Raw genomic sequence first — 25,300 nt, forward strand, 5'->3', positions numbered from 1 at the left:
CGCCACAGCTGCGTGCCAAGGTCCCAGCCAATTCCCTCCAACAATGCCATGATAAGTATCTGGTCTGTTCCGGCCGGGTTTCATAAAAGGATGTTGCACGGATTATCAGGGCCTGTGTTGGCCTGACAGGACAAGGAGAGCAAGTCATGGGAGATGACTGGAACGATCTAACGGACAGATCAAACAAGGATGGCAAATACAACAGGACCATACACCGGTTGGTTATTCCCGGGCTGCTTGCCGGCAGCTTCGGTCTTTACCTGTTTGATGGGCCGGGAGGATTGGGGCCACGCGGGGTCAGCGCCGAAGAGCAGAGCTTGGTAGCGCAGCCGCTGGCCGACCAGGAATCCGGCCCGTCCCAACCGACGGCGGAGATGATTTTCTGGGAGCAGGTTGAACGAGATCGTGAGCGCGCGAATACGACAAGCCCGCAGCAGCAGGAGCTCAAGGAGGCGGATCGACAAACCCGGTTCAACGACCTGAATTATACACCCCCCAAGCAGGTCAATATTATCCAGTCGGTGCCCGTCAGGTCTCCTGGCAGGTCGGCTGATGGAGGTCGGCAGACGTTAGCGGGTTCCAAGTCCGTTACTGTTCGCTGGGTAGACGCCAGGGGTAATCAGTCCAGTTGGAGAACCCGCTTCGAGTACCGCGATGGCCGTATCGATAACAGCAGCTTTTGTCTGAACATTGGCAAGGGTTCGATACCCTATCGTGAATGCCGCAAGGGAGCGCGCCAATGGCTCAAGGTGCAATGTCGCACTGACCGCAGTATCTCTGATGAGTGGCGGAAAATGTATTGCTGGGCCTATGGTAGCTATCGAACCTGAGAGCTGAGACATGCTTGAAAGCGGGGTCTGGCTCCCTGACTGACTGAACGGGCCGCGGCGCAAAAACCGCTTTTGCTGGCGTGAAGCTTAGGGCTATTATTCAGTGATCCGAGGCTGCAGGTCCTGGATGTTGCGTAGATCATGGAAGTACTTCGTCATCCTGGGGCTTGTCGGCCTGGCAGGTACTCCGCGGCAGTCGGTTAACCCAGCCACGTTTTACCAGGGAGCGGTATGAAGTCATTTCTTGCGGTCGGTCTGACCTGTTTTCTCGCCCTTTTTGCCTCTGGCTTGTACGCGAATACCCCCAGCACTGAAATCAGCACGCCTTCTTCGACGGCCCAGCGGTTATATGCTGAGGCGCGTCAGGATCTGCTGCAGATTCGCGTGCTGATCAATAACGGGCGCAGCCAGTCTTCGGTGGGGTCGGGCTTTCTGTTGGGGGAAACCGATCTTGTGGTCACCAACTATCATGTGGTGTCACAGATAGCCCTTGAACCTGAGTTTTATACGGGTGAGTACCTGGATACTCAGGGCCGGCGCGGAACCGTGCAGCTCTTGGCTGTGGATGTGCTGCGCGATCTTGCCATTGTGCGCATCGACCGAAAGGGCAACGGTTTCTTTCAGTTGTCAGATCGCGGCGTGACGCTGGCTCAGGGCGAATATTTGTATGCCCTGGGTAACCCGCTTGACCTGGGGTTTGCCATATCTGAAGGCACCTATAACGGCGTTATTCAGCGGGATTTCTCCGATTTGCTGTTGTTCAGCGGTGCACTCAATCCAGGTATGAGTGGCGGTCCCAGTATCACCGAGTCCGGCCGCGTTGCCGGTGTTAATGTGGCTCATCGAAGAGATGGTGAGCTGGTCAGCTTTCTAGTGCCGGCTCATTACCTGCATGCCCTGTTGAGCACCATTGGCGAGCAGCCACCCGAAGATTTCAATCCGTTGATCGCGGCTCAGTTGCTGGAACATCAGGGCGTCATGCTCGACCGCTTGTTGGAAACGCCTTTGACCCAAAAGCCACTTGGAAACTACCGAGTCCCGGTCCGTGAATCGGAGCAGTTGCGTTGTTGGGGTAGCGCCGAAACCCAGTCGCGTGCCGGCTATACCAGTGATCTTATCCAGTGTGCGATGGAGTCCGGTATTTTTGTTTCCGGGGAGTTGCGCACGGGGCACGTAAGTCTTAGCCATTCTCTGCTTCAGCGTAAGGGACTCGACCGCTGGCGCTTTGCCCGGGTTGCCAGGCAACACTTTTCCGGCCAGATATTCATGTCGTCCTTCAACGAGCAACTCAGTGGACCGGTTTGTACAGAAGATTTCATTGTCAGTAATGGATTGGCCCTACGTGCGGTGCTCTGCTTCAGCGCGTACAACAAGCTCGACGGACTCTATCTCATGGATCTATACAGTGTGACCACCGATGACCCGGATAATGCCTTGTTGAGCCAGATCAGTATGCGAGGAATATCCTGGGAAAACGGGTTACGGCTGGCCGAAACCTTTCTGAGTGGCATGCAGTCTGGTTCCGGTGCCGAGCAACTAGACGCACTGGGGGAGGTTCAGCCATGAAGTCGCCGATCTTTATTGAAGTGCTGTCACGCGACGGAATAGTGCTGAATCGCCAGCGTTTTCAGCAGCTACCGGTGCGCGTCGGTCGCGCCTATGCCAACGATCTGATCCTGGATGATCCCCATGTTGCTCCATTTCATGCGATTCTCGAAGAGCAAGACGGACGCTGGGTGCTGCGTAGCGAGGAAACCCGTAACGGCATTATCGTCAACAAACGCACCCAGGAACATGTGGATATGCACGGGCATACCGAGGTGCGTCTGGGACATACCCGCCTGCGCGTGCGAGGTGTTGACCACCCGGTTGCAGAGGAGCTGCCTGACACTGTCAGGCACGGGTGGGAAGGTACCGTGCCTGCTGTGTCGGGGCTTGTCATCGCCGCACTCGTCGTTCTAGCCAATGAGTGGCTGGATGGTGATAGCGCCAGTGAGCTTTTTACTCTGCTTCTTGGGGCGTTCTTCGGATTGGTTCTGGTAGTTATATGGGCAGCCTTCTGGTCGTTGCTCAACCGATTGCTCACCGGCTGTGCCCGTTTTGGTCGTCATCTATTCATTGCCGGCATCGCCTTACTGGTTTTCAGCGTTTGGTATCAGGCGCCCGGACTTCTAGCCTATCGGCTGTCCTGGCCGGCACTGGATCGTTACAGCAGCTTGTTCCTTCTGGTTCCGTGGGCGCTGGCGATCTATTTTCATCTGGTCACGATCAATGAGCGTTTATCGCAGCGAATGGCAGCTATCAGCGCAGGATTTTACGTGGTTGCTTCCGGCATGTTGATGGTCATCAATTACGAGGATGCCGGTACATTAGCCAACAAAGCCTACATGGAAGCGCCCTATCCGCCGGGCTTGCGACACAGTCAGCTGAGTACGGTCGAAGCCTTTATCGAGCGCGCCAATGCGAGTGAAGAGCGCTTGCAGTCCTTGCGCGAAAACGCTGATTCTGAGGACTTTCCAGACGGGATCTAGTTCTGTGGCGCCACGTCTGAATAACGCTGCTCCAGTGAATCGATACCGCTGCGATACCGGGCAAAAGCCGGTTCCATCTGGCGGTAAAACACTTCTTTGGCTTCATCAAACTGATCTCGTTCAACAGCCTCAAAGACAGGGATCAGACCCTTTTCCACAAATGTCCGATGGTCTGCGGTGACCCTGTTTATCAAATTCTGATCTTGTACTGTCAGGTTGGACGCCAGAAAGGCCTGTGTGATCTGATCAAGCTCCTCCAGATTTTGCTCAACCTGAGGGCGCAGGGAAGAAAGCGGTTGCGATATTAAATCGTATTCAGAGTTTCGCGGATCATATTGCACTGCAATCAAGGCAAGCTTTCGGTTCTGGCTGGCGAGGTCAAACATCCTGGCAATTTGCACCCGAGGTTCTGGACGCTCCTCCATCGCCGTTTCCGGTGAGTTGGCAGTTGCGCTCCTACCGTTCATTACGGTCAGACTGATGCCTGCTATGCAGACAACCAGAATCAGCATGGACAGCAGAATGCGCTGTTTGATGGAGAAGTTGCCGATCAGAGTCATTTCAGATACCCGAGATAGTGGTTTTAGTGCGCCGGGGAATATCCGTGGGCGCTTTATGCTGTGAAATTCTAAAATGCTGGTCTATAAAGAACAATGTTAGCGGGTTACGTATATGGGTTATTGACGGGTGTCAGGAATCATGGCTCGAATTTCCAGCTCGAAATTTTTCCATTGATACGCCCCCTTCGTCTTGCTCAGTTTCGATGGGGTTTATCGTTTTTCTAAAGTAGCTTTTGTTCCAGCCGATAATTCTTATCTATGACGAGCTAGCACCGAGCCACTTCCGGCGTGGCCTGCCTGCCGCAAGGATCCTCTTATGTTCAGCAAATCAATACGTGCACAGACGGTGGCTTTAGTAGCCGGCAGCCTGTTATTGCTTACCCTTATCGCTCTCTCCAGCCAACGATTTCTTGCGTCCAACGTCAGTTCCTACGAAGCGCTTGTTAACGGACCCGTGCAGGCCATGGTTCTTATTGAGCAGGCCAACGGCGAATTCAAGACGCAGGTGCAGGAGTGGAAGAACGTCCTGTTGCGTGGCAGTGATCCTGCCGCGCGCGAGAAATACTGGACTGCTTTTCAGGAGCAGGAAGGGCAGGTACAGACGATGCTCGCCAGCTTGGCCGAGGTGCCTTCCTTGCCAGATGACACTCGGCAAGGCGTTAAAGCCCTTCGCGAGGAGCATTTGGCCCTTGGACAAGCCTATAGACGGGGTTACGCGGCTTTCGTGGCCGCAGGAAACGACTCCGCAGCCGGTGATCTTGCAGTGAAAGGTGTCGACCGGCCCGCTTCAGAGCAGATGAATACCCTGGTAACCCAACTGCATAAAGCTGCTGACCAGCAATCGGCTGATATTGCCGCCAGCGCGAGCCGGGCAACTTTGCTCGGCATGCTGCTCCTGGTCTTTGCCGGCATTGCTCTCACCTTACTCAGTGTCTGGCGTATAGATCGCAGCTTGGTAGCCCCTATCCGCACATTGATCGATCAGGTAACTGGATTGAGTCAGGGCCGTATTGGTAAAAGAGCCACGTTGCAGCGCAAGGACGAGCTGGGGCAGTTGGCGCAGGCAGCCAATACCCTGAATGACTTCCTCGCAGAGACCTTTGCCCAGCTGCAGTCCAGTACCCGTGAACTCGATCAGGCCAGTGGCGAGCTAAATAGTGTAGCCACCACCATCGCTGGCGGTACCCGCGAGCAGTTCACGCGCACTGACCAGGTTGCCACTGCTATGGAGGAAATGTCGGCCACTGCGCAGCAGGTTGCCTCTTCGGCGGGTACCGCCGCCACTTCAGCGGATGCCGCAGATGCTTCTGCGCAGAAGGGTGAAACGGTCATGCGCTCGACGGTCAAGACGATTACCGAGATGCGTGGTGAAATTACGCATACCGCAGATATTATCAAGAAGCTGGCCAGCGACAGCGATCGTATCGGCAAGGTTCTGGATGTAATACGAGGAGTTGCCGAGCAAACCAATTTGCTGGCGCTCAACGCAGCCATTGAAGCCGCACGCGCCGGTGAAGCAGGTCGTGGTTTTGCTGTAGTAGCCGATGAAGTGCGCACGCTTGCCCAGCGTACATCTGCATCCACCTCTGAGATAAACGAGATTATCGAGGCGGTGCAGCGCGGTGCTTCGGAGGCTGCCAAGGCGATTGAGCAAGGGCAGGAGCGCAGTGGCCAAGGTGTGCAGCTGGTAACTGAGGCAGGCGAAATGCTGCATGAAGTCACGCGTGCAATTGAGGCGATTCGGGATATGAATCGCCAGATCGCTACCGCCGCCGAAGAACAGAACGCGGTGGTTGACGATATATCCCGCAATCTGACGGAGATTACGGCCATTGGTACGACCAACCAGGAGAACGTCGAGCGCACAGCCAAGGCCAGCGAACGCTTGCACACCTTGTCAAATGGACTGAGTGATATTACCAAGCGTATCAGTCAATAGAGTCGCAGCCCGGTGCAGGACTTTAGTGTTCGCTGGTGCTTCTATCAGCGTCGTACCCAGAGTTCTACCCGGCCGTTCCGCTGCTCACCTGCGTCCCCGCCCGCAGAGCCCACGGGCATATAGTGTCCATAGCCTGTATGGCCGGCCACAGGGATGTCCAGGTCCCTCAGTGACTTGCTGACCGAGAGAGCCCGTAACTCTGAGATCATTTGAGCGCGTAGCTCATCAGTTTGCTGGTCGGCAAAGCCGATCAGCATCAGGTCTTTTCCGGTTTTGCCGCTTTGCTGAAGATAATGCTGAATCCGCAGCAGGTCGCGTTTGGCTTTGTTGTCCAGTTGGGTGCGGCCCTCGGCGAAGCGGATGTTCACAGACAGGCGGTTATAGCGCTCGGTCAGACGCTTGAAGCTCTCTGGCACGCCAGCGTCATATGCGGGTTCGACGGCGAAAGGGTTCTGGGAAAAGAATCCTGACTGGGCCACGATATCTTGCCCTGGTTGGCTCTGGACGTACTCGATAAAAGCCTGCACCAGTGGACCCCCGGTCACTCCGGGGGTGTAAAGATAAAGCCTACGTGAAAGCGGGTAGTCTTCAGTTGCTACTGACAATTTGCTGGGCTTGAGAGCTGGGGCATTGCCGTCGGCTATTGCCAGTAACTTGCTGCTACGCACAGAGGAGAATCCGGCGAAGCCGATGGCTGCAGGATCGCTACTGACATCATCCGATAGCTTGTCGTTGGATTCATAGCGCCTGGCGCTGCTCGTCAGCGTATATCGACCCGCGAGGACCAGTTCCTTGAAGGTATCCCAGGTTCCTGAACGTTCATCACGGGCATAGATGGCAATGGGTTGATCGGAACCACCCACTAGTGACCAGTTGGTGATCTCACCAGCAAAGATCCTGGCCAGAGTTTCTATACTCAGCTGCTCTAGCGGATTGGATGGATGAACCAGAATCGCCAGCCCGTCTATGGCAATTACGTGCTCGCTCTGCTCATCGGTCATATCTGCCCGGCTGCTCATCGCGGCGACTTCGCCGGGTTTGATACGGCGTGAAGCAGCCCAGATATCCGCTTGGTTGGCGGCCATGGAGGTGAACCCTGTACTGGTGCCGTGGGCCGCTACCAGAACACTCAAGGGCTCCCCGTCCCGCGTGCCGCTGAGCACAACTTCGTTTTGATCGCCGGTTTCCGTTGCAGTAATCGTCTCTGTCGAGCGTTGCTGGAGAAAGCCGGTCATAAGCATGGGCGCCAGGGTAGCGCCGATAGTGTTTGACCCATGAATTTCCAGGTCGTGGGCAGTTGCCAGGGAAGGAGCAACTGCCAAGATGAGGCATATTTGACTGAATAATCGGCGGTAGGCTGTGTACATCGATGGTCTCGTGGAGTCGGACGGGCAGGTATCGGTCAGCCAGAGTGAGACTCAGAGATTTCATCCAGGTTACAGCGGTCAAAACGGCCGGATGCAGCAGCCGTTCAGAGCTATTTGGAACTCGATTCAGCCCTGATTGGTCGGCCCGGGAGCGCTGCAGGCCGGGCTTCCAACGGCATATTCCAGGCTGGGGTCTACCATCGCGTCAAACTGTTCAAGCGCCGTCGAGCCGATCAGAAAAGGGTAAGAAAACGAGGTGCGATCGGTCAGGTTGACTTCGATGTTCTCCTCCTTGTCCCCCATGCATACGGCCATTTCAATCACGGGTCGGGCTGTATAGTCCTTTGTTTCACCCTCGGGAATATCCGCGGCTCGTCGCTTGATCTTGCTGATACGCACTACCGGTTGCTCCAGCTCTTTACCCTCCTGCGCACCTTCAACAGCAAGCTGGAATCGGACCCAGTCTTCACCATCGCGCTTGAAAAGCTGGATGTTCTGCGCGCTGAGTGATGCGGTCACCGCGCCGGTATCCAGCTTGGCTGGAACCTCCAGGTCGAGCTCGGGGAACAGGGTTTTTTCGCTGAGCCCGTACACATTCGGCTGATTGGCCAGCGCGGCGACCGAAGTAATCAGACACGCAGAACATACCGCCAGTACTTTCAGTTTCATACAAAACCCCTTTAAAAACAGTCTGCTATTTGTGACCCGTTTTTTATAGGCTTGGTTCCCAACAGCTAGAAAGGTGCAATCCGACCATCATCAGGGCGGTATTTTTTATCTGCCTGAAAAAGCCCTTTGTATTGGACTACTGAAAGTCCGGCCATAAAAGATGGATTAGGTTTGAAGCCCGTAGAAAGATCAGGATGTCGCTTGGATCCTGTTACCTATCTGGCCAAACAAAAGCATTTCAGGTAGGCCGGATGAATATGAATCGCTGCTTGACCCTCAGTCCGTTATATCGAGTGCGGCTTCAAAGCCATCCTGCCGACCTGTTGCTGGGGATCGCAAATGCAGTGTCATTCCTGCTCCCTTGGCAATGGCGTCTGCTATGGCCAGGCCCAGACCGGAGCCGGTGGTATCCGTTTTCAGGCGTGCGAACCGGTTTCGCAGTAGGCCGAGCTGCGCTGGAGGGACGACTTCACCGCTGTTGCACACGCTTAGCGTTCCATCGTCGCGCATGCTGAATTCTACCGATCGGATGAACACGCCTACGTTCGGGACAAATTGATGGAGGATCAGGTGGCCGTGCGTCAGATGATAGAGAAGGGTGCACAGATACTGGTTTGTGGTGGCCGAGACATGGCCGCGGGGGTCAGGCAGGTCATTGAGGTTATGCTCAAGCCGCTACGCATCGATGTCGAGACCCTCAGAAGTCGCGGTCAGTATCTGGAAGATGTCTATTGAGCTAAATAATGTCGACAGCATTGGGCGGTTTGGCTAAGCTTTCCGCAGGCAAAGGAATGTGTCAGCAGCCCCTTTCCAGGCGTTATGAATCGCTGCTCAGCGATGAGTCTTGTATGCGCTGCTAATGACAGGAGGTCACCGTTGACCCGTATTACATGGAAGTATTTTGCCTTGCTTGCGATGCTGGCCGTTTCAGGATGCGCGACAAAAAACGCTGATCAGGATCTCGATCCCAGCAAGTTGAGCGAAACAGGTTTGGTGTTCGCGAGTCTCAGTACCGGGCCTGAGGGCGGAAACCGGCCCATTGCAACCTTCGGATTCAATCGCGGTGGTTTTGTTAATTCCCGTGAAGAACAGATTTCCGGTCCACAGCTAAAGCCCAGCGAGTTCGAGGATGACTTCGGTCGACTGATCGCATTGGAGTTGCCTGCCGGCCCCAACAGTTTGACCTACTGGTCACTTACCTATGGCGTCACGCAATATTCACCTGCCAAGTCTGTTCCTGAAATCACCTTCACCGTCGAACCTGGCAAGGTTTTGTATCTGGGCAATCTGCACGTGAATGTCGAGATGGTAGAGGACGAACTCAATCAGCAGGTAATCAGCCGCTTGCTCCCGGAGATCCGAGATCGACGTGAGCGTGATGTTGCCCTGTTCAAAAGTCGCTACCCGCTTGTTGTGGATGCCGACATACTCTTGACCCAGCCCTTTCTCGGAGAGTGGTCACAGGGCATTCCGTTACTTTCCCAATAGATATATTCCTTCAGACCGACTTTCAACAGCCCGAGACAGACGGCACGCCGTCAGCCCTGATGTGTCTCGGCTATTTGCTGGCAGTAATGCAGCAGATTGTCGGGTAGGTCCTCGGGGCATACGCCGCATTGCCTGTTGCCGGGCACGGCGTGATCAATGAACTTGGGGTAGGGCAGGTTGAGGTTATCCATAATGGATTTGAACTCATCCAGTGTCTTGTCGATACCGATCCGCGGGTTGCGTTTCTTCTCCTGGGCTATGGTGGTCACCCTCCGGTCGTTGTAGTCGTGTGCCGGATAGACCAGACAGTCATCGGGAAGTACAAAGAGTTTTTCCCTGACGCTTTTGTACAGCGTCTCGGCATCGCCGTTCTGGAAGTCTGTGCGCCCGCAGCCGTCAATCAGCAGTGCGTCACCGGTAAATAGTCTGTCGCCAAGCAGGTAGGCGAAATGCCCATCGGTATGGCCCGGCGTGTGCAGCGGAGCGATGTTCAGACTGCCTACCTTGAAGGGGCGACCCTCTTCGATGCCGATGTCGGCGCAGGGCAGGTGGTCGAATGCTGGCGCAGCAATCTTACTGCCGACACGCTTCTTGAGTTCCATGGCGGCGGTTATGTGATCAGCATGAATGTGGGTGTCCAGGCTGTAGGCCAGTTTCAGGCCTAGGTTGCTTATCTCCTTGAGATCCCGATCCAGGGTTGCGATCACCGGATCGATCAACACGGCTTCGCCGGTGTTTTCGCAGCCCAGCAGGTAGGTGTAGGTGCTGGAAACGGGCTCGAATAACTGTCGGAATATCATTTGCTTGCTCCTGGGGAATCGTGATCCTAGCCTGGAGTGTAGCTGTTGGTTCCATATCAGAATGCCGGGACTTATCTCAAAAGCAGCCAAGCGGTTCAATTGAACCCGTTAATCGGGAGGAGCCAACGTCCTTGACCGCAGGGCTAAGCGTGCAGATTTCAACCAGCGGTCAACGCCTTCTTGACGTTTTGCGTGGCTGTAACTGATCCAGAGCAGTCGAATTATGTCTTGCCCAGTCGTAGATCATCTCGATCGGTTGGACCATGAGTTTGCCGAGTGGCGATAGGGTATAGGTCACGGCGGGCGGAACGCTCTCCTGGACGTGCCGCTCGACTAGTCCGCTGGTTTCCAGCTCGCGGAGTGTCTGGATCAGCATCTTTTTCGAGATGCCGGGCAAGGATCGGTGCAGTGATCCAGTGCGGGCTGCCCCATTATGGCGTGCATGGAGCGTATGAATAATCATGCTGGTCCACTTCGTGGAGAAGAGCTCGAGTACGCGTCGCGGTGCACAATCTTCCAGCCATTGTTCTTCGTCTGATCCGGTCTGCATAGGGGGGTAGTTACCTTTTGGTGCCGACTAGGATCGGCGTTCGAGAGCGTTTAAGGTGGCCGCCTATACCGTTTTGGAGGTTTGCGCATGAAAAATCAAGCGTTGGTTGTCGGCGCCAGTGGCATTATTGGTAGCGCAATGTCGCATCTGCTGGCAAAGGAAAACTGGGCAGTCGCGGGCCTTTCTCGCCGTCCTGCCGTAATGGCGGGTGTTACTCCGGTCAGCGCCGATTTGCTGGACAAGGACGGCCTGGCAACGGCGTTGCAGGGAATTGAGCCGACCCATGTGTACTTGACGACCTGGGCTCGTCAGGCGAGTGAAGCCGAGAATATCAGGGTCAACGCCGAAATGGTTCGCAATCTGCTGGATGCCCTTCGCCCGAAAGGTTCTGTTCGCCATGTTGCCCTGTCTACCGGTCTCAAGCATTACCTGGGACCGTTTGAGGCCTACGGTAAGGGCACCCTGCCGCAAACGCCTTTTCGTGAAGAGCAGGGCCGGCTGGATGTCGCCAACTTCTATTACGCCCAGGAGGATGAACTCTTCTCCGCCGCTGAACGTGATGGCTTCACCTGGAGCGTCCATCGACCGCATACCGTTACCGGGGTCGCTGTGGGTAACGCGATGAACATGGCGACCACTCTGGCGGTCTACGCGGCTATCTGCCGCTTCACGGGACGCCCCTTTCGCTTTCCTGGGTCCGAAGTTCAATGGCAAAGCCTGACGGACATGACCGACGCCGCGCAACTCTCACGGCATATGCTTTGGGCCTCCACCACGCTTGAGGCGTCAAATGAAGCATTCAATGTGGTGAACGGGGACGTGTTTCGCTGGCAGTGGATGTGGATGCGTATCGCGGACTGGTTCGGCATCGAGGCCGCACCCTTCGACGGTACGCTAATGCCCCTTGAACAGCAGATGGCAGACGACGCGCAGATCTGGGAAAAGATGGTTGGGCAATATGATCTTGCCGAGCCGGATATCAATAAGCTGATCTCGCCCTGGCATACCGATGCGGACCTGGGACGCCCGATTGAGGTCGTGACCGACATGTCGAAAAGCCGAAAGTTGGGTTTTCGCGAATATCAGCCGAGCGATGAGGCGTTCTTCAACGTTTTTGAGCGCTTGCGTGCGGGCAAGCTGATTCCCTGAGGGGCAGAGTGCTGGTCTGGCCGGCTTTGTTGATTCCCCTGAATCACCGGTACGGTTATATGCCTGGCATACCGGGCTTATAACCGTACCCTCGTCATACTGGCAGTCCACGGAAGTCCTTCTACAAGACGCGCTTCATACCCTGCTGCTTAGCTGGCGGTCCAGTGAAAATCTACCGCCGCCGCTAATGACTAGTGCAATTGAGATTGCCAGTAGAGCAAGACCGAACTCATAGCCGTTATTGCTCATGAACAATCCGTTTGCGAAGTGAACAGTGAATATCGCAACGAGCATGGTAACCGCCAGCACGAATGCTGCTGGCCGGGTCAGTAGGCCAATCAGCAGCGCGATACCACCAAAGAACTCTGCGCTGCCAGCCGCAAGGGCCATCAAATATCCTGGCTCAAGCCCGATAGATGCCATCCATTGCCCGGTCCCTTCCAGGCCATAGCCACCAAAACTACCAAAAAGTTTTTGCGCCCCGTGGGCCGCGAAAATGACGCCGGCTGGAATACGGATAACCAAGCTTGCAAGTCCGTTGTCGGTTGAAAGTACAGTATTCAAAAATGCATTTTTCATGGTGATTCCTCCAAGTTAAGTCAATAATCCTGTTTGATGTAGATACTATATTTCAGGAATTAATCTAAAAATAGCGGAACAAATTGACCCAAATGATCAGGAAAACTGAACTATGATCTCGCCCATTACCTTCGATGCATTGCGGACACTGGACGCCATAGAGCGCCGCCATAGTTTCGCTGCGGCTGCTGAAGAGCTGTACCGCGTTCCCTCGGCAGTCTCTTACACCATCAATAAACTGGAGGAAGAGCTTGGCGTCGCGTTATTTGACCGCAGTCGACGGAGGGCAAAACTGACCGCAGTTGGACGCATGATATTGGAGCAGGGTAGACATATTCTCAAAGCCACTGACGAGATGACGGTTCTGGCCAGGCAGGCTGCTGATGGCTGGGAAATGGAGCTGCGGATATGCATTGACAGCGTGCTAACTTGTGATCCGGTTTACGACTTAATTGAAGCATTTCAGAAAATACAGCCGAGGACCGAGATACGACTGATTGAGGAGGTGCTCGGTGGCAGTTGGGATGCGCTGAACGATGGTCGCTGTGATTTGGTAATTGGCGCAGAAGGAATGCCACCCAGCCAGGGATTCGGCCTTCATTCACTGGGAAAAGTGGTCTTTGAATTTGCCGTGGCCGCTGACCATCCTTTGACCGAGTTTGCGATGCCTTTGCTGCCGAAAGCTATCCAGGAGTATCCCACGGTGATAGTGGCTGATAGTTCGCGGCATCTATCGCAGCGCTCTTCCGGATTGCTGGATGGTCGCAGTCGCATTATTGTCCCGACGATCGAACGTAAAATTGAGGCCCAGTGCAAGGGCCTGGGTGTCGGGTTCCTGCCGCGTCACCGGATTGCCCGGGAGTTGGCTGAAGGGAGGCTGAAGATCTTGCCGCTGGACGTGCCTCGCCCTCCGACGGAGATCTCTGTGGCTTGGCCTCGTGGTAATACTGGAAAGGGACTCAATTGGTTCGTCGAGCGCCTCAAGGCGATGCGATTTGACCCTGAGCACGGCGGCCTACTGCAGATCTGATGGTTCCGCATAGTCATCCTGCTGGGAAACGAGTGCTGCGACTTTCAGGCAGTTATATGCAAGCAGATCGCTTTGGAGCTATCCCCCATATTTGCCGGCTTTGGACTTTATGCGCGGATACAGGTTTTGTATTGCGCCAGAGAGGGCTGGCCCTGGAGTTATTTACAGGAAAGGGTTAGTCGGTAGGAGCGTTGGCCAAGAGAGTGGCGGCCAATCTATGGGTGCAAGAACACCATCTATAAAACAGAACAGTAGAAATGGTGGGCCCAGTAGGACTTGAACCTACGACCAAGCGATTATGAGTCGCCTGCTCTGACCAACTGAGCTATGGGCCCACTATAATGCGAACGCCGCGAATTATACGTATTGAGGCGGCCGCTGACCATAGTTATGCGCTATGGAAATAAAAACGCCCGGCATGGCCGGGCGTTTTCGTTGCTGCTGCTCGCTTATTCGTCGAGGAAGCTACGCAGGTGATCGCTGCGGGTGGGGTGCCGCAGCTTGCGCAGCGCCTTCGCCTCGATCTGACGGATCCGCTCACGGGTCACGTCGAACTGCTTGCCGACTTCTTCCAGCGTATGGTCGGTATTCATGTCGATACCGAAACGCATGCGCAGGACCTTGGCTTCACGGGCGGTGAGGCCGGACAGCACGTCGCGTGTGGCTTCCTTGAGGCTTTCCACGGTCGCCATGTCGATCGGCGATTCCATGGTCGAGTCCTCGATGAAGTCGCCCAGGTGCGAATCCTCGTCGTCGCCGATCGGCGTCTCCATGGAGATCGGTTCCTTGGCGATCTTGAGTACCTTGCGGATCTTGTCCTCAGGCATCTCCATGCGCTCGCCCAGCTCTTCCGGGGTCGGTTCGCGGCCCATCTCCTGCAACATCTGGCGGGAGATACGGTTGAGCTTGTTGATCGTCTCGATCATGTGCACCGGAATACGGATGGTGCGTGCCTGGTCGGCGATCGAGCGAGTAATGGCCTGCCGGATCCACCAGGTTGCATAGGTCGAGAACTTGTAACCACGACGATATTCGAACTTGTCCACCGCCTTCATCAGGCCGATGTTACCTTCCTGAATCAGATCCAGGAACTGCAGACCACGGTTGGTGTATTTCTTGGCAATAGAGATAACCAGACGCAGGTTGGCCTCGACCATTTCCTTCTTGGCGCGACGGGCACGGGCTTCACCGATCGACATGCGACGGTTGATGTCCTTGACCTCGGAGATGGTCAGTTCAGCTTCCTGAGCCAATGTCGCCAGTTTCTTCTGGGCGCGGATGATATCCGGCTTGCGTTCTTCCAGGGCCTCGGCATAACGCGGCTTGTCAGCCAGCAGTTGATCGACCCAGTCGGTATTGATTTCATTGCCGGGGAAGCCGCGCAGGAAGTCGGCGCGGGGCATACGCACGTCACGCACGCAAAGCTGCATGATGGCGCGTTCCTGGGCACGGATCTGATCCTGGGCACCGCGTACGCGCTGAACCAGCGCTTCGTATTGCTTGGGCACCAGCTTGATCGGCATGAACAGCAGGGCCAGCTCATCGAGCTCAGCCGTTGCCTGCTTGCTGCCACGGCCATGCTTTTTCAGCGCTTTCTTGGCCTTGGCCAGTTGATCGCCAATGGCTGTGAAGCGCTGACGGGCAACTTCTGGATCCGGGCCGCCATCGCCTTCTTCTTCAGAGCTGTCGTCGTCGTCTTCCTCGTCGTCGTCCTTTTCGTCCTTGTCCGTTTTCGCGGCGGGCGCTGCAGCTTGCTCCGCTGCGGGTCCGCCGGTGGCGGACAAGCCGTCATCATCGGGATCGATATAGCCGCTGAAGATTTCGGTCAGGCGGCCGCTTTCTTCAACTACACGATGGTAGTCGGCAAGAATGCCGTCAACGGTGCCGGGGAACATCGAGATTGCCGCCATGACTTCGCGGATGCCTTCCTCGATGCGCTTGGCGATTTCGATTTCGCCTTCGCGGGTCAGCAGTTCCACAGTACCCATTTCACGCATATACATGCGCACGGGGTCCGTGGTTCGGCCAATGTCGCTTTCGACGGCAGCAAGTGCGGCTGCGGCTTCTTCTGCGGCGGCCTCATCTGCGTCGTTGTCTGCCAGAAGCAGAGCATCGGCATCGGGTGCAGTCTCAAAGACGGTGATTCCCATATCGTTGATCATGCGAATGATGTCTTCGACCTGCTCCGGATCGGAAATATCTTCCGGGAGGTGGTCGTTGACTTCCGCATAGGTCAAGAACCCTTGCTCGCGACCGCGGGCGATGAGCTCTTTGAGACGGGATTGCTGTTGCGCTTTTCCGGACATAACAACCCTTGTGGATGCCGTGGTGTACAAAAAACAAGCTGCGGATTATACCCTCATTGCAAGCTGCAAAGCCAGTTGGGGTGCCGGTTTACTTGTCGCTGATGTGCGTGGAGCTTCGTGTCAGGAGCTCGCGCAGTTCCTGCTTTTCCTCGGAAGTCAGCGGCATTTGCGCTGATTGGTCGAGGAGTTTCTGAATGCGTCTGTCGGTTTGCTGCGATACCAGATTGTTAATGGTGTCGAAAAACTGTTGTTCAAGGTTGGCGCTGGGAATATTCAGCAACCATTCCTTTTCAGCCAGTTGGCCGAGTTGCTCGCCCATCTCAGTGCCGTGCCAGCGCGCCAGCAGCTGAACAGTACTTAGTGTAGGCGTTTTCTGCAGGGCATCAATTAACGCGACCAGTAATTGCGCCTGCTCGCTTTCTTCATTGGCGAACTGATGAGCTTCTTCCACCAGGCCCGCAAGCTGTGGATGGTGCAGCAGGGTGCGGGCCGCAGTCAGCAGAGGGCTTTCTACTTCGCTGCGCTCGACTCCGCGTTTGCGCGCGGAGCGGTTTTGCACGGGCCGCTGTCTGGCCGCTGGTTGCCAGGCTTCAGGAGAATAGTATTCCCCGTCATCGTGCTCGCCCATCATTTCGTCAGGCATATTGCTGTAACTGGCCATTTCATGATGAACCGCTGGAGCCGATTGCCGGGGCACCGTATCCAGGTCCATGCCTGTCAGTTTTTCCAGTTGTTGGCGCAAAAGCCGGCGCAGCATGCTGCCCGGCACCTGCTCAATCAGGGGTAGTGCCAGGGTCGCCAGGTGCGCCTTGCCCTCAAGGCTGTCCGGGTTCGCTTCCTCTGCAAGATGACGAAACAGATAGTCTGTAAGCGGTTGAGCCTGCTGCGCCATGCGCGCGCGGAATGCATCCTGACCTTCGCTGCGTATCAGTGAGTCCGGGTCCTGTCCTTCGGGAAGGAACATGAAGCGGACATGTCGTCCGTCTTCCATCACTGGCAGGCAGGCATTCAGCGCGCGCCAGGCCGCTTGCACACCGGCACGGTCGCCGTCAAAGCAGAACACCACCGCGTTAACAATACGGAATAGTCGCTTGAGGTGCTCTTCGCTGGTCGCGGTGCCTAGCGTGGCCACCGCATTGGTAACACCGTGCTGGGCCAAGGCGATTACGTCCATATAGCCCTCGACCACAAGTACATCATCCAGCTGCCTGTTCGCCTGTCGGGCCTCGTAAAGTCCGTATAGCTCCTGACCCTTGTGATACACCGGCGTTTCGGGGCTGTTCAGGTATTTGGGCTTGTCGTCTCCCAGTACCCGGCCGCCGAATCCGAGAGTGCGGCCGCGGCTGTCGCGAATCGGAAAAATGATCCTGTCGCGAAAACGGTCATAGCGCTTACCGCTGTCAGGATTTTCCACCACAAGACCGGCTTCGATCAGCGCCTTGACCTCGGTTGAGTCCTTGGTCAGATGCCCCATCAGGTTGTCCCATCCGGGGGCAGCAAAACCGATGTCGTAAAGTTTGGCAATCTGGCCGGTCAGTCCGCGCTGCTTGAGATAGCTTACAGCGCGGTCGCGTTTGGGGTGATGGCGCAATTGCTGCCGATAGAACGCGGCTGCCTGCTCAAGCAGGGCGTATAGCGGGTTATCCTGGCGAGGTTTGCGCGATTCGCGGGCGCCTGGGCGAGCTTCTTCGCGTGGGACGTCTACCCCGGCCTGACGTGCAAGCTCCTCAACCGCCTGGGGAAAGTCCAGGCGCTCGAAATCCATCACAAAGCTCAGCGCATTGCCGCCTGCGCCGCAGCCGAAGCAGTAGTAGAACTGCTTGTCCGGACTAACGCTGAACGAAGGAGATTTTTCGTTATGAAAAGGGCAGAGGGCGGAAAAATTCTTGCCGGTTTTCTTCAATTTCAGGCGTGAGCCTACCACCTCGAGGATATCGGTCCGGCCGAGGAGGTCATCAATGAAGCCTTGGGGAATCAATCCCGCCATCGAAGCTGCCCTGCGAAGTCGTCGAGTAGGTTGCCGTGGCGTAACCAGGCATCCTGCGCCCGTCCCGGCTCGAAGCACTATAGAAGTGCATTAAAACCGAGAAACGCAAAAATCCAGCCATTTCCCTGTGCTTCGGAAGGCCGGACAAATGCGCAGTGCCAGATTATTCAGTCCGCTTGAATCGGATCGCCGATGCGATGATTCATTGGGCCGTTCAAGGCCCGCAAGCAGACGGTCCGGAACTTAGTACAGGCGTACGTGGCGACGCTGTTCGCGTTGCAACTTCTTGGCGTGGCGCTTTACAGCAGCCGCAGCCTTACGCTTGCGCTCGGTAGTGGGCTTTTCATAAAACTCGCGGCGGCGGACTTCTGCCAGCACACCAGCTTTCTCGCAGGAGCGCTTGAAGCGGCGCAGAGCTACGTCGAATGGTTCGTTCTCTTTCAGTTTGACGGCAGGCATTTCGTACCTTTTCTCAAAGTTTAACTGTGAGTCATGCCCCCGGCCTTGGCCGGAAGCGATTGCATTTCAAGGGGAGCGGATGTTAACCCCAATAAATAGGAAATGCAAAACAAGATTGGATGAAAGCCACTGCCTGTTGGTCGGTTTCCGGACGAGTGGTGCGCTTGGAGTGAGGTGCCGCCCCGGAAAAACTGGCCTGCAGCCTACAGGAATATTATCATGCGCTGCCATTCCAACAGCTGATTGCAGCAAGGACCCTATGCGCGTTCTGGGTATCGAAACCTCCTGTGATGAAACCGGTATTGCCCTGTATGACAGCGAGCGAGGTTTACTGGCTGATGCTCTGTTCAGCCAGATCGACCTGCATCGCGTATACGGCGGGGTTGTGCCCGAACTGGCATCGCGGGACCACGTAAAACGTCTGATTCCTTTGATGCGAGAAGTATTCGCCAGCGCCGGAGTGGTAGAGGGTGATGTGGACGGCGTGGTCTATACCGCCGGCCCCGGCCTGGTGGGTGCTTTGCTGGTTGGGGGTGCGTGCGCTCGTGCATTAGCCTTTGCCTGGGGCGTGCCCGTACTCGGCGTTCACCATATGGAAGGACATTTACTGGCGCCGATGCTTGAGGAAAATCCGCCGGCGTTTCCGTTCGTCGCTCTGCTGGTATCTGGTGGCCATACCCAGTTAGTGCGAGTCGACGGTATTGGACAGTACCAGTTACTGGGTGAATCTCTGGATGACGCGGCTGGCGAGGCTTTTGACAAGACTGCCAAGCTGATGGGCCTGCCCTATCCCGGTGGTCCGGAGATAGCCAGGCTGGCTGCATCCGGTGTGCCGGGACGATTCACCTTTCCGCGGCCGATGACCGACCGGCCCGGGCTGGATTTCAGTTTCAGTGGGCTCAAGACAGCAACGCTCAACGCGTGGCAGAAGTGCGTGGTTGACGGCGATGACAGTGAGCAGACCCGCTGTGATGTGGCCCTGGCCTTCGAGCAGGCCGTGGTCGATACCCTGACCATTAAATGCAAACGTGCTCTCAAGGCTACCGGCTTGAAAACATTGGTGATCGCCGGTGGTGTGAGTGCCAACCGCCAGTTGCGGCACTCCCTGGAGAAAATGGCCAGCGGAATCAAGGGTGAGCTTTTTTATGCGCGGCCGGCGTTCTGTACTGATAACGGGGCGATGATTGCCTATGCAGGCTGTCAGCGTCTGATGGCGGGACAGCATGACCAGGGGGGCATCGAAGCCCGCGCACGCTGGCCGATGGAAGAACTGCCGCCGCTCAACGCTTGAAGTGATTCTCGCTGCCCTCCAGAAGTCGACCTATATTGACCCGGTGGCGCAGTAGAATCAGCGCGACCATGAGGCCGCAGGGCAATAGCAGTTCCGGTCGCTGCCAGGCAAGCCAGGGCACCAGGCCAATGCAAGCCGCCAGGGAGGCGAGCGAGGCGATCCGGCGCCTGGCGAAAACGCCTAGCCAAAGTACGCTGGCAATCAGTGCGGCTGGCCAGGAGAGTACAAGTAATACGCCGGCGGCAGTGGCGACTCCCTTGCCGCCTTGCAGGCGATGGAATACAGGCAATATGTGCCCGACCACGGCAGCCAGACCAACCCACCCAAGGACAGCCGGGTCAGGGTTCATTAGGCTGCCTAGCCAGACCGCCAGCGCTCCCTTGCCCACGTCGCCAAGCAAGGTCGCAAGCGCCAGTGAGCGACCACCCAGGCGCAGCATGTTGCTGGCCCCGGGATTGCCTGAACCGAAGCTGCGCGGGTCGGGTAGTTTGCCAAGCTTGCTGAGTACCACGGCAAAGGATATCGACCCGAGCAGGTATGAAGTGCACAGTAGCAGTATGAGTTCGATGGACATGGCCTTCGCCGTGATCAAAACCCGATTGTAGTCGACAGTGGAGTTGTGTGTGGACCAGGTATTTATCAAGGGGTTGGCGGTAGACGCTGTGATTGGTGTCTACGACTGGGAGCGCGAAATTCTCCAGCCGCTGGTGCTCGACCTTGATCTGGGTTGGGATATTCGAGCGGCCGCCGCCGGGGATGATCTGAGAGCGACTCTGGATTACGCTGCCGTGAGTCGGCGCGTGCTGGATTTTGTTGCCGGCAGCCAGTTTCTCCTGGTGGAGGCTTTGGCCGAGAATGTTGCTGCGTTGATCATGAGCGAGTTCTCGGTACCCTGGCTGCGTCTGCGGGTAACCAAGCCCGGCGCGGTCAGCGAGGCCTCGGGTGGTGTCGGGGTGTTGATCGAGCGGGGGGTGCGTACGTTATGACCGCGATTTTCCTGGGGCTTGGCAGTAACAGTGATCGAGATCAGCACCTTGTCCGGGGGCTCGACGCGCTGCGGCAACTGCTGGGCCCGTTGGACTTGTCACCGGTTTTTGAAAGTGATGCGGTGGGCGTGTTGGGCCGGCGTTTTTACAATATGGTCGTCGGTGCTGAAACACACCTGGCCGTGGCCGATCTTAATGCGGCGTTGAAAGCAATCGAAGCTGCCTGTGGCCGCCGGGACTCGGCATCTCCGGGCCGCATTACGCTGGATATCGATATTCTCAGCTACGGGGATCTGACAGGTGTACATGCGGGTCAGACGCTGCCGCGCCCGGAGGTTGTGCGTAATGCTTTCGTTCTGTGGCCTCTTGCATTGCTGGCGCCCCATGGGATGTTGCCTGGCAGCGACCAGACCTATGCCGCGCTTTGGGCTGCATGGCAGGGCGACCAGCAGTTGTGGCCAGTGCTGTTTCAATGGCGGGGTCAGACACTGACGTCGCAGGCGCTTCTGGAGGCGCAAGCGCTGCGCTCAAGCATCGGAGGCTAGTTTTCTCTCGGCCGAGAGGTCGCTTCCTAGGGCCGGAAGCCTTATTCAGCCCTGGGGAAAGCTGGCCTTGAATTCGGCAATCGCTTTTTCACGCTCGCGTTCCAGGCCCTTGCCCAACTCGGCCCCTTCCAGCCTCTGGGTCAACAGCGATTCGACACTTACGCCGCGTGCCGCCTGAGCGGCTGCGCGCAAATAGTCTGCCTGGGGGTAAGGCTCATTCTCCAGTCCGGTGCGACCTCGAGCGTCGGCTTCGCAGCTTCCAAGAAATTGCTCAAAACGTTCAGGGCGACGGTAGATATCAAAGGCCTTGAACAACTTGAGCAGGGTGCCTGCTTTGAGTTCCAGTGCCCGATGGCTATGGGTGTGATACTCGCAGGTCAACAGAGCCAGCTCCTGGCAGTCGCGTGGTGCCTTGCAGCGTTTGTTGACTGCTTTAACCGCAGCGAGTCCCTTGGTTTCATGGCCATGATGCTTGGGCCAGTGCGCCGGGTCAGTAAGACCTTTACCCAAGTCATGCAGCAGGCACGCCCAGCGGGCAGGCAGAGTCAGTTGCATTTTGGCAGCGGCTTGTAGCACCAGAAGCAGGTGTTCCCCGGTATCCACCTCCGGATGATGGGCTTTGGGCTGAGGTACACCAAACAGGCGGTCTACTTCGGGCAAAAGCTCGGCTAACGCGCCGCAATCACGCAGTACCCTGATGAAAATCTCCGGGTTGGGTTCCATCAGTGCACGACTGATTTCCTTCCAGCTACGCTCGGCCGTCAGCGCCTTGAGCTCGCCGCTGCGGGCCAGTTCACCCATTAGTGCCATGGTGTCCGGCGCGACTGTAAAGCCCATCCGGTCGTACCGCGCGGCATAACGGGCGATACGAAGCACTCGCATCGGGTCCTCCACAAAGGCGGGAGAAACATGCCGAAGAACGCGAGCGGCCAGATCACGCTGGCCGCCGTAGGGGTCAATCACCTTGCAGTCGTCATCCATGGCCATTGCGTTGATGGTCAGGTCGCGGCGGATCAGGTCCTGCTCAAGCGTGACGTTGGGGCTGGCGTGAAAGGTAAAGCCACCATAACCCTGGCCGCTTTTGCGCTCTGTGCGTGCCAGGGCATATTCTTCGCCAGTTTCAGGGTGCAAGAAAACCGGGAAATCCTGCCCGACCGGCCGAAACCCGGCGTCAATCATCAACTGCGGCGTGGCGCCGACAACAACCCAGTCGTAGTCGTTGAACGGATGCCCAAGCAGCTGATCGCGCACAGCTCCGCCGACCAGGTAGGTTTTGTAAGTGGATGACATGAGTCTCGATTCCTCAGCAGCAAGCGGCAAGCTTCAAGCAAAAAAACCCAAGCCGCAAGCTTCAAACCAAACCTCCGACGTCACCCGAACGGCTTACTACCTGTTCTAGAGCGGTGGAATGTTGAGGTCGAAGCGGGGAAGTCGCTCTTCCCGATTTTCCACGCGTACAGGGATATGCAGTTCCTCGGCCACCTCGTCGCCTTCCAGGCTTTGCAGGTGGATATCGAAGCCCCACAGGCGGTGCAGGTGTCGCAGCATTTCGCCGGTGCTTTCTCCCAGGGGTTTGCCTTCATGACGTTGGTGGCGCAGGGTCAATGAGCGATCGCCGCGGCGGTCGACTTCCCAGACCTGTATGTTGGGTTCCCGGTTACCCAGGTTGTATTGCGCGGCCAGATGCTGCCGCACGGCGCGGTAACCGTCGTCGTCATGAATCGCGGCTATTTCCAGATGGTCGTCGATTTCATCATCGGTAATTGCGAAGAGTTTCATATCCCGCATCACCTTGGGCGACAGGAACTGCAAAATGAAGCTCTCGTCCTTGAAATTGCGCATGGCGAACTGGAGGGTTTCCAACCAGTCGCTGCCCGCGATGTCGGGGAACCAACGACGATCTTCCTCAGTAGGGTTTTCGCAGATGCGGCGGATGTCCGTCATCATGGCAAAGCCCAGCGCATAGGGATTGATGCCGCTGTACCACTTGCTGTCGAAGGGTGGCTGGTAGATCACACTGGTATGCGACTGCAGGAATTCGATAATAAAACCGTCGGTAACCTTGCCCTCATCATAGAGATGGTTAAGCAGGGTGTAGTGCCAGAACGTTGCCCAACCTTCATTCATCACCTGGGTCTGTCGCTGCGGATAGAAATACTGGGCGACCTTGCGCACTATGCGCACGACTTCCCTTTGCCAGGGTTCGAGCAGCGGGGCATTTTTCTCAATGAAATACAGCAGGTTTTCCTGGGGCTCGCTTGGGTAGCGTGGCTCTTCGTGGCGACGCTGTTGCGCTTCGGCAGACACGGGGATGGTGCGCCACAGGTCGTTGACCTGTCTCTGCAGGTGTTCCTCGCGTTCCTGCTGACGTTGACGTTCTTCCTCGGCCGAAATTGGGTAGGGCCGCTTGTAGCGGTCTACGCCATAGTTCATCAGCGCGTGACAGGAATCGAGAATGTCCTCGACCGCATCGATTCCGTGACGCTCCTCGCACTCGTTGATGTAGTGACGGGCAAAGACCAGGTAGTCGATGATTGCGCTGGCATCGGTCCAGCTGCGGAACAGATAATTTCCCTTGAAGAATGAATTATGGCCGTAACAGGCATGCGCAATGACCAGTGCCTGCATGGTCATGGTGTTCTCTTCCATCAGATAGGCAATGCACGGATCGGAGTTGATCACGATCTCATAGGCAAGCCCCGTCTGGCCGCGCTTGTAGTTCTTTTCGGTGTGCAGGAAGTGCTTGCCGTAGGACCAGTGATGGTAGCCCAGTGGCATGCCCACCGAGGCATAGGCATCCATCATCTGTTCGGCAGTGATCACCTCTATCTGGTTCGGGTAGGTGTCCAGTTTGTATACATCGTGGGCGATGCGGCGGATTTCACGGTCGTATTCGCGGATCAGGTCGAAGGTCCATTCCGAGCCCGTCGAGATGGGTTTGCGGATCATGTGGCCATCCTTTTCTGGAATAGTTTGCGGAACACCGGATAGATATCATTGGCATCGACTATTTGCTGTTGGGCGAAACTGTCCGAGAAATACTCCGCGATCTGTTCGTACTCATACCAGAGCGCCTGATGTTCACGCGGTGTTATCTCAACATAGCAGTAATACTGCATGGCCGGCATGATCTTGCGGATCAGTAGTTCCCGGCAGATCGGGGAGTCGTCGTTCCAGTTGTCGCCATCGGAAGCCTGAGCGCAGTAAATGTTCCATTCGTTGGGTGAATAGCGCTGCTCCACAATCTCCTGCATCAGACGCAGGGCGCTGGAGACAATGGTGCCACCGGTCTCGCGGGAGTAGAAAAACTCCTCTTCGTCGACTTCCTTGGCACTGGTGTGATGGCGAATGAAGACCACCTCGATGCGCTCGTAGTTACGCTGCAGGAACATGTACAACAGAATATAGAAACGTTTGGCCAGGTCCTTGGTGGCCTGTGTCATTGATCCGGATACGTCCATCAGACAGAACATTACTGCCTTGGAGCTGGGGTTGGGTTGCTGAGAGATCAGGTTGTAGCGCAGGTCGAAGGTGTCCAGGAATGGAATGCGATCGATACGCTTGCGTAGCTGCTCGATTTCCTCCTCGAGCAAGCGCATGTCGGTGAAGTTATCGGGTTGTTCCAGCTTGAGTTGTTCCAGTTCCCGGGTTGCCTCGCGCAATCGTGCCCGGCTACCACCACTCAGGGCAATACGGCGGGCGTGGGCCGAGCGCATGGAGCGCACGATATTAATGCGTGACGGATTTCCCTGGCTGCTGATACCCGCGCGTATTGGCTTGAAAGTGTCAGTGCCCACCAGATGGCGCTTGACCAGGTTGGGTAGCGCCAGATCCTCGAACATGAAGTCGAGGAATTCCTCCTGGGTGATCTGGAAGACGAACTCGTCCATCCCCTCGCCGCTGTCACCGGCCTGATTGCCGGCGCCTCCACCGCCCTGGCCGTCCGGGCGGGGAATACGGTCACCAGTGCTGAAGTCCCGATTACCCGGATGCACTCCGGTATTTCTACCACCACGGCCGTGGTGAAAAATGGGCTCGTCGATATCGCGACCGGGAATACTGATCTGTTCGCCATGCTCGAGATCGGTGATCGACCGCCGCCCGACCGCTTCTTCCACTGCCTTCTTGATGTGGGTCTTGTAGCGACGCAGGAACCGTTGCCGGTTCACCGTGCTCTTGTTCTTGCCGTTCAGGCGTCGGTCAATCACATAGTTCATGGCCCCCTCCGGGGCAG

Annotated in this window: 25 protein-coding genes and 1 tRNA gene; 11 read left to right on the forward strand and 15 right to left on the reverse strand. The window is 56.4% G+C overall.

Going from position 1 to position 25,300, the window contains the following annotated elements:
• Positions 1-146: 146 nt before the first annotated feature.
• From AAC076_RS00190 to AAC076_RS00200, 3 genes are all read left to right on the forward strand, one after another.
• Complete coding sequence (locus AAC076_RS00190) at positions 147-830, forward strand: hypothetical protein (protein ID WP_339842322.1); 684 nt, start codon at positions 147-149, stop codon at positions 828-830.
• 231 nt (positions 831-1,061) lie between these two features.
• Positions 1,062-2,396, forward strand: a complete 1,335-nt coding sequence (locus tag AAC076_RS00195; protein WP_339842323.1) for a serine protease — start codon at positions 1,062-1,064, stop codon at positions 2,394-2,396.
• Positions 2,393-3,361 (forward strand): FHA domain-containing protein, encoded by a 969-nt coding sequence (locus tag AAC076_RS00200; protein ID WP_339842324.1) that lies wholly within the window; start codon positions 2,393-2,395, stop codon positions 3,359-3,361. Before AAC076_RS00195 ends, AAC076_RS00200 begins: the two co-directional genes overlap by 4 nt.
• On the opposite strand, the gene AAC076_RS00205 is transcribed toward AAC076_RS00200, so the two are convergent.
• A complete protein-coding gene (locus AAC076_RS00205; protein ID WP_339842325.1) occupies positions 3,358-3,921 on the reverse strand; it encodes a Tar ligand binding domain-containing protein in 564 nt (187 codons plus the stop codon). The two genes, AAC076_RS00200 and AAC076_RS00205, sit on opposite strands and share 4 nt — an antisense overlap.
• A gap of 316 nt (positions 3,922-4,237) precedes the next feature.
• Here AAC076_RS00205 and AAC076_RS00210 point away from each other — a divergent pair, with 316 nt between their 5' ends.
• The gene (locus tag AAC076_RS00210) at positions 4,238-5,860 is read left to right on the forward strand and encodes a methyl-accepting chemotaxis protein (RefSeq protein WP_339842326.1); all 1,623 of its coding nucleotides are present in this window, start codon (positions 4,238-4,240) and stop codon (positions 5,858-5,860) included.
• 44 nt (positions 5,861-5,904) lie between these two features.
• Here the strand turns inward: AAC076_RS00210 and AAC076_RS00215 are convergent, their stop codons facing one another.
• The 3 genes from AAC076_RS00215 to AAC076_RS00225 all read right to left on the reverse strand — a co-directional run bounded on the left by AAC076_RS00215 (position 5,905) and on the right by AAC076_RS00225 (position 8,406).
• Complete coding sequence (locus AAC076_RS00215) at positions 5,905-7,227, reverse strand: substrate-binding domain-containing protein (protein ID WP_339842327.1); 1,323 nt, start codon at positions 7,225-7,227, stop codon at positions 5,905-5,907.
• Between the two features lie 126 nt (positions 7,228-7,353).
• A complete protein-coding gene (locus tag AAC076_RS00220) occupies positions 7,354-7,896 on the reverse strand; it encodes an ATP-dependent zinc protease (RefSeq protein WP_339842328.1) in 543 nt (180 codons plus the stop codon).
• Positions 7,897-8,172: 276 nt separating this feature from the next.
• The gene (locus AAC076_RS00225; RefSeq protein WP_339842330.1) at positions 8,173-8,406 is read right to left on the reverse strand and encodes an ATP-binding protein; all 234 of its coding nucleotides are present in this window, start codon (positions 8,404-8,406) and stop codon (positions 8,173-8,175) included.
• A gap of 48 nt (positions 8,407-8,454) precedes the next feature.
• Between AAC076_RS00225 and AAC076_RS00230 the strand changes: the two genes are divergently transcribed.
• Together AAC076_RS00230 and AAC076_RS00235 are read left to right on the forward strand one after the other, a co-directional pair.
• The gene (locus AAC076_RS00230) at positions 8,455-8,631 is read left to right on the forward strand and encodes a hypothetical protein (RefSeq protein WP_339842331.1); all 177 of its coding nucleotides are present in this window, start codon (positions 8,455-8,457) and stop codon (positions 8,629-8,631) included.
• Between the two features lie 141 nt (positions 8,632-8,772).
• The gene (locus AAC076_RS00235) at positions 8,773-9,384 is read left to right on the forward strand and encodes a hypothetical protein (RefSeq protein WP_339842332.1); all 612 of its coding nucleotides are present in this window, start codon (positions 8,773-8,775) and stop codon (positions 9,382-9,384) included.
• Between the two features lie 50 nt (positions 9,385-9,434).
• Here the strand turns inward: AAC076_RS00235 and AAC076_RS00240 are convergent, their stop codons facing one another.
• Together AAC076_RS00240 and AAC076_RS00245 are read right to left on the reverse strand one after the other, a co-directional pair.
• Positions 9,435-10,184: an MBL fold metallo-hydrolase gene (locus tag AAC076_RS00240; protein WP_339842333.1), complete on the reverse strand. Its 750-nt coding sequence runs from the start codon at positions 10,182-10,184 to the stop codon at positions 9,435-9,437.
• A 169-nt stretch (positions 10,185-10,353) separates the two neighbouring features.
• On the reverse strand, positions 10,354-10,734 hold the full coding sequence (locus AAC076_RS00245) for a helix-turn-helix domain-containing protein (RefSeq protein ID WP_339842334.1): 381 nt from the start codon (positions 10,732-10,734) through the stop codon (positions 10,354-10,356).
• 87 nt (positions 10,735-10,821) lie between these two features.
• Here AAC076_RS00245 and AAC076_RS00250 point away from each other — a divergent pair, with 87 nt between their 5' ends.
• Positions 10,822-11,883, forward strand: coding sequence for an SDR family oxidoreductase (locus tag AAC076_RS00250; protein WP_339842335.1), 1,062 nt, complete (start codon positions 10,822-10,824; stop codon positions 11,881-11,883).
• Positions 11,884-12,018: 135 nt separating this feature from the next.
• On the opposite strand, the gene AAC076_RS00255 is transcribed toward AAC076_RS00250, so the two are convergent.
• Positions 12,019-12,462, reverse strand: a complete 444-nt coding sequence (locus tag AAC076_RS00255; RefSeq protein ID WP_339842336.1) for a DoxX family protein — start codon at positions 12,460-12,462, stop codon at positions 12,019-12,021.
• A 112-nt stretch (positions 12,463-12,574) separates the two neighbouring features.
• Here AAC076_RS00255 and AAC076_RS00260 point away from each other — a divergent pair, with 112 nt between their 5' ends.
• Positions 12,575-13,492: a LysR family transcriptional regulator gene (locus AAC076_RS00260; protein WP_339842337.1), complete on the forward strand. Its 918-nt coding sequence runs from the start codon at positions 12,575-12,577 to the stop codon at positions 13,490-13,492.
• Between the two features lie 258 nt (positions 13,493-13,750).
• On the opposite strand, the gene AAC076_RS00265 is transcribed toward AAC076_RS00260, so the two are convergent.
• The 4 genes from AAC076_RS00265 to rpsU all read right to left on the reverse strand — a co-directional run bounded on the left by AAC076_RS00265 (position 13,751) and on the right by rpsU (position 18,244).
• Positions 13,751-13,827, reverse strand: a tRNA-Ile gene (locus AAC076_RS00265).
• Positions 13,828-13,941: 114 nt separating this feature from the next.
• Positions 13,942-15,798, reverse strand: coding sequence for an RNA polymerase sigma factor RpoD (rpoD, locus tag AAC076_RS00270; protein WP_339842338.1), 1,857 nt, complete (start codon positions 15,796-15,798; stop codon positions 13,942-13,944).
• 88 nt (positions 15,799-15,886) lie between these two features.
• Positions 15,887-17,785, reverse strand: coding sequence for a DNA primase (gene dnaG / locus AAC076_RS00275; RefSeq protein ID WP_339842339.1), 1,899 nt, complete (start codon positions 17,783-17,785; stop codon positions 15,887-15,889).
• 243 nt (positions 17,786-18,028) lie between these two features.
• Positions 18,029-18,244 (reverse strand): 30S ribosomal protein S21, encoded by a 216-nt coding sequence (rpsU, locus tag AAC076_RS00280; protein ID WP_022961595.1) that lies wholly within the window; start codon positions 18,242-18,244, stop codon positions 18,029-18,031.
• A gap of 259 nt (positions 18,245-18,503) precedes the next feature.
• Between rpsU and tsaD the strand changes: the two genes are divergently transcribed.
• Entirely contained in the window at positions 18,504-19,535 is a 1,032-nt protein-coding gene (gene tsaD, locus AAC076_RS00285; protein WP_339842340.1) for a tRNA (adenosine(37)-N6)-threonylcarbamoyltransferase complex transferase subunit TsaD, read from the forward strand.
• Here the strand turns inward: tsaD and plsY are convergent.
• The gene (plsY, locus tag AAC076_RS00290) at positions 19,525-20,109 is read right to left on the reverse strand and encodes a glycerol-3-phosphate 1-O-acyltransferase PlsY (protein ID WP_339842341.1); all 585 of its coding nucleotides are present in this window, start codon (positions 20,107-20,109) and stop codon (positions 19,525-19,527) included. The two genes, tsaD and plsY, sit on opposite strands and share 11 nt — an antisense overlap.
• Positions 20,110-20,158: 49 nt before the next feature.
• Between plsY and folB the strand changes: the two genes are divergently transcribed.
• Entirely contained in the window at positions 20,159-20,521 is a 363-nt protein-coding gene (folB, locus tag AAC076_RS00295) for a dihydroneopterin aldolase (protein WP_339842342.1), read from the forward strand.
• Positions 20,518-21,066: a 2-amino-4-hydroxy-6-hydroxymethyldihydropteridine diphosphokinase gene (folK, locus tag AAC076_RS00300; RefSeq protein WP_339842343.1), complete on the forward strand. Its 549-nt coding sequence runs from the start codon at positions 20,518-20,520 to the stop codon at positions 21,064-21,066. The genes folB and folK overlap by 4 nt, the downstream gene beginning before the upstream one ends.
• Before the next feature lie 45 nt (positions 21,067-21,111).
• Here the strand turns inward: folK and AAC076_RS00305 are convergent, their stop codons facing one another.
• From AAC076_RS00305 to AAC076_RS00315, 3 genes are all read right to left on the reverse strand, one after another.
• Entirely contained in the window at positions 21,112-22,356 is a 1,245-nt protein-coding gene (locus AAC076_RS00305) for a multifunctional CCA addition/repair protein (RefSeq protein WP_339842344.1), read from the reverse strand.
• Positions 22,357-22,461: 105 nt separating this feature from the next.
• Complete coding sequence (locus tag AAC076_RS00310) at positions 22,462-24,015, reverse strand: SpoVR family protein (protein WP_339842345.1); 1,554 nt, start codon at positions 24,013-24,015, stop codon at positions 22,462-22,464.
• Positions 24,012-25,283, reverse strand: a complete 1,272-nt coding sequence (locus AAC076_RS00315) for a YeaH/YhbH family protein (protein ID WP_339842346.1) — start codon at positions 25,281-25,283, stop codon at positions 24,012-24,014. The genes AAC076_RS00310 and AAC076_RS00315 overlap by 4 nt, the downstream gene beginning before the upstream one ends.
• Positions 25,284-25,300: the final 17 nt, after the last annotated feature.

It is taken from the genome of uncultured Halopseudomonas sp. (assembly GCF_963977355.1).
GTDB lineage: Bacteria > Pseudomonadota > Gammaproteobacteria > Pseudomonadales > Pseudomonadaceae > Halopseudomonas.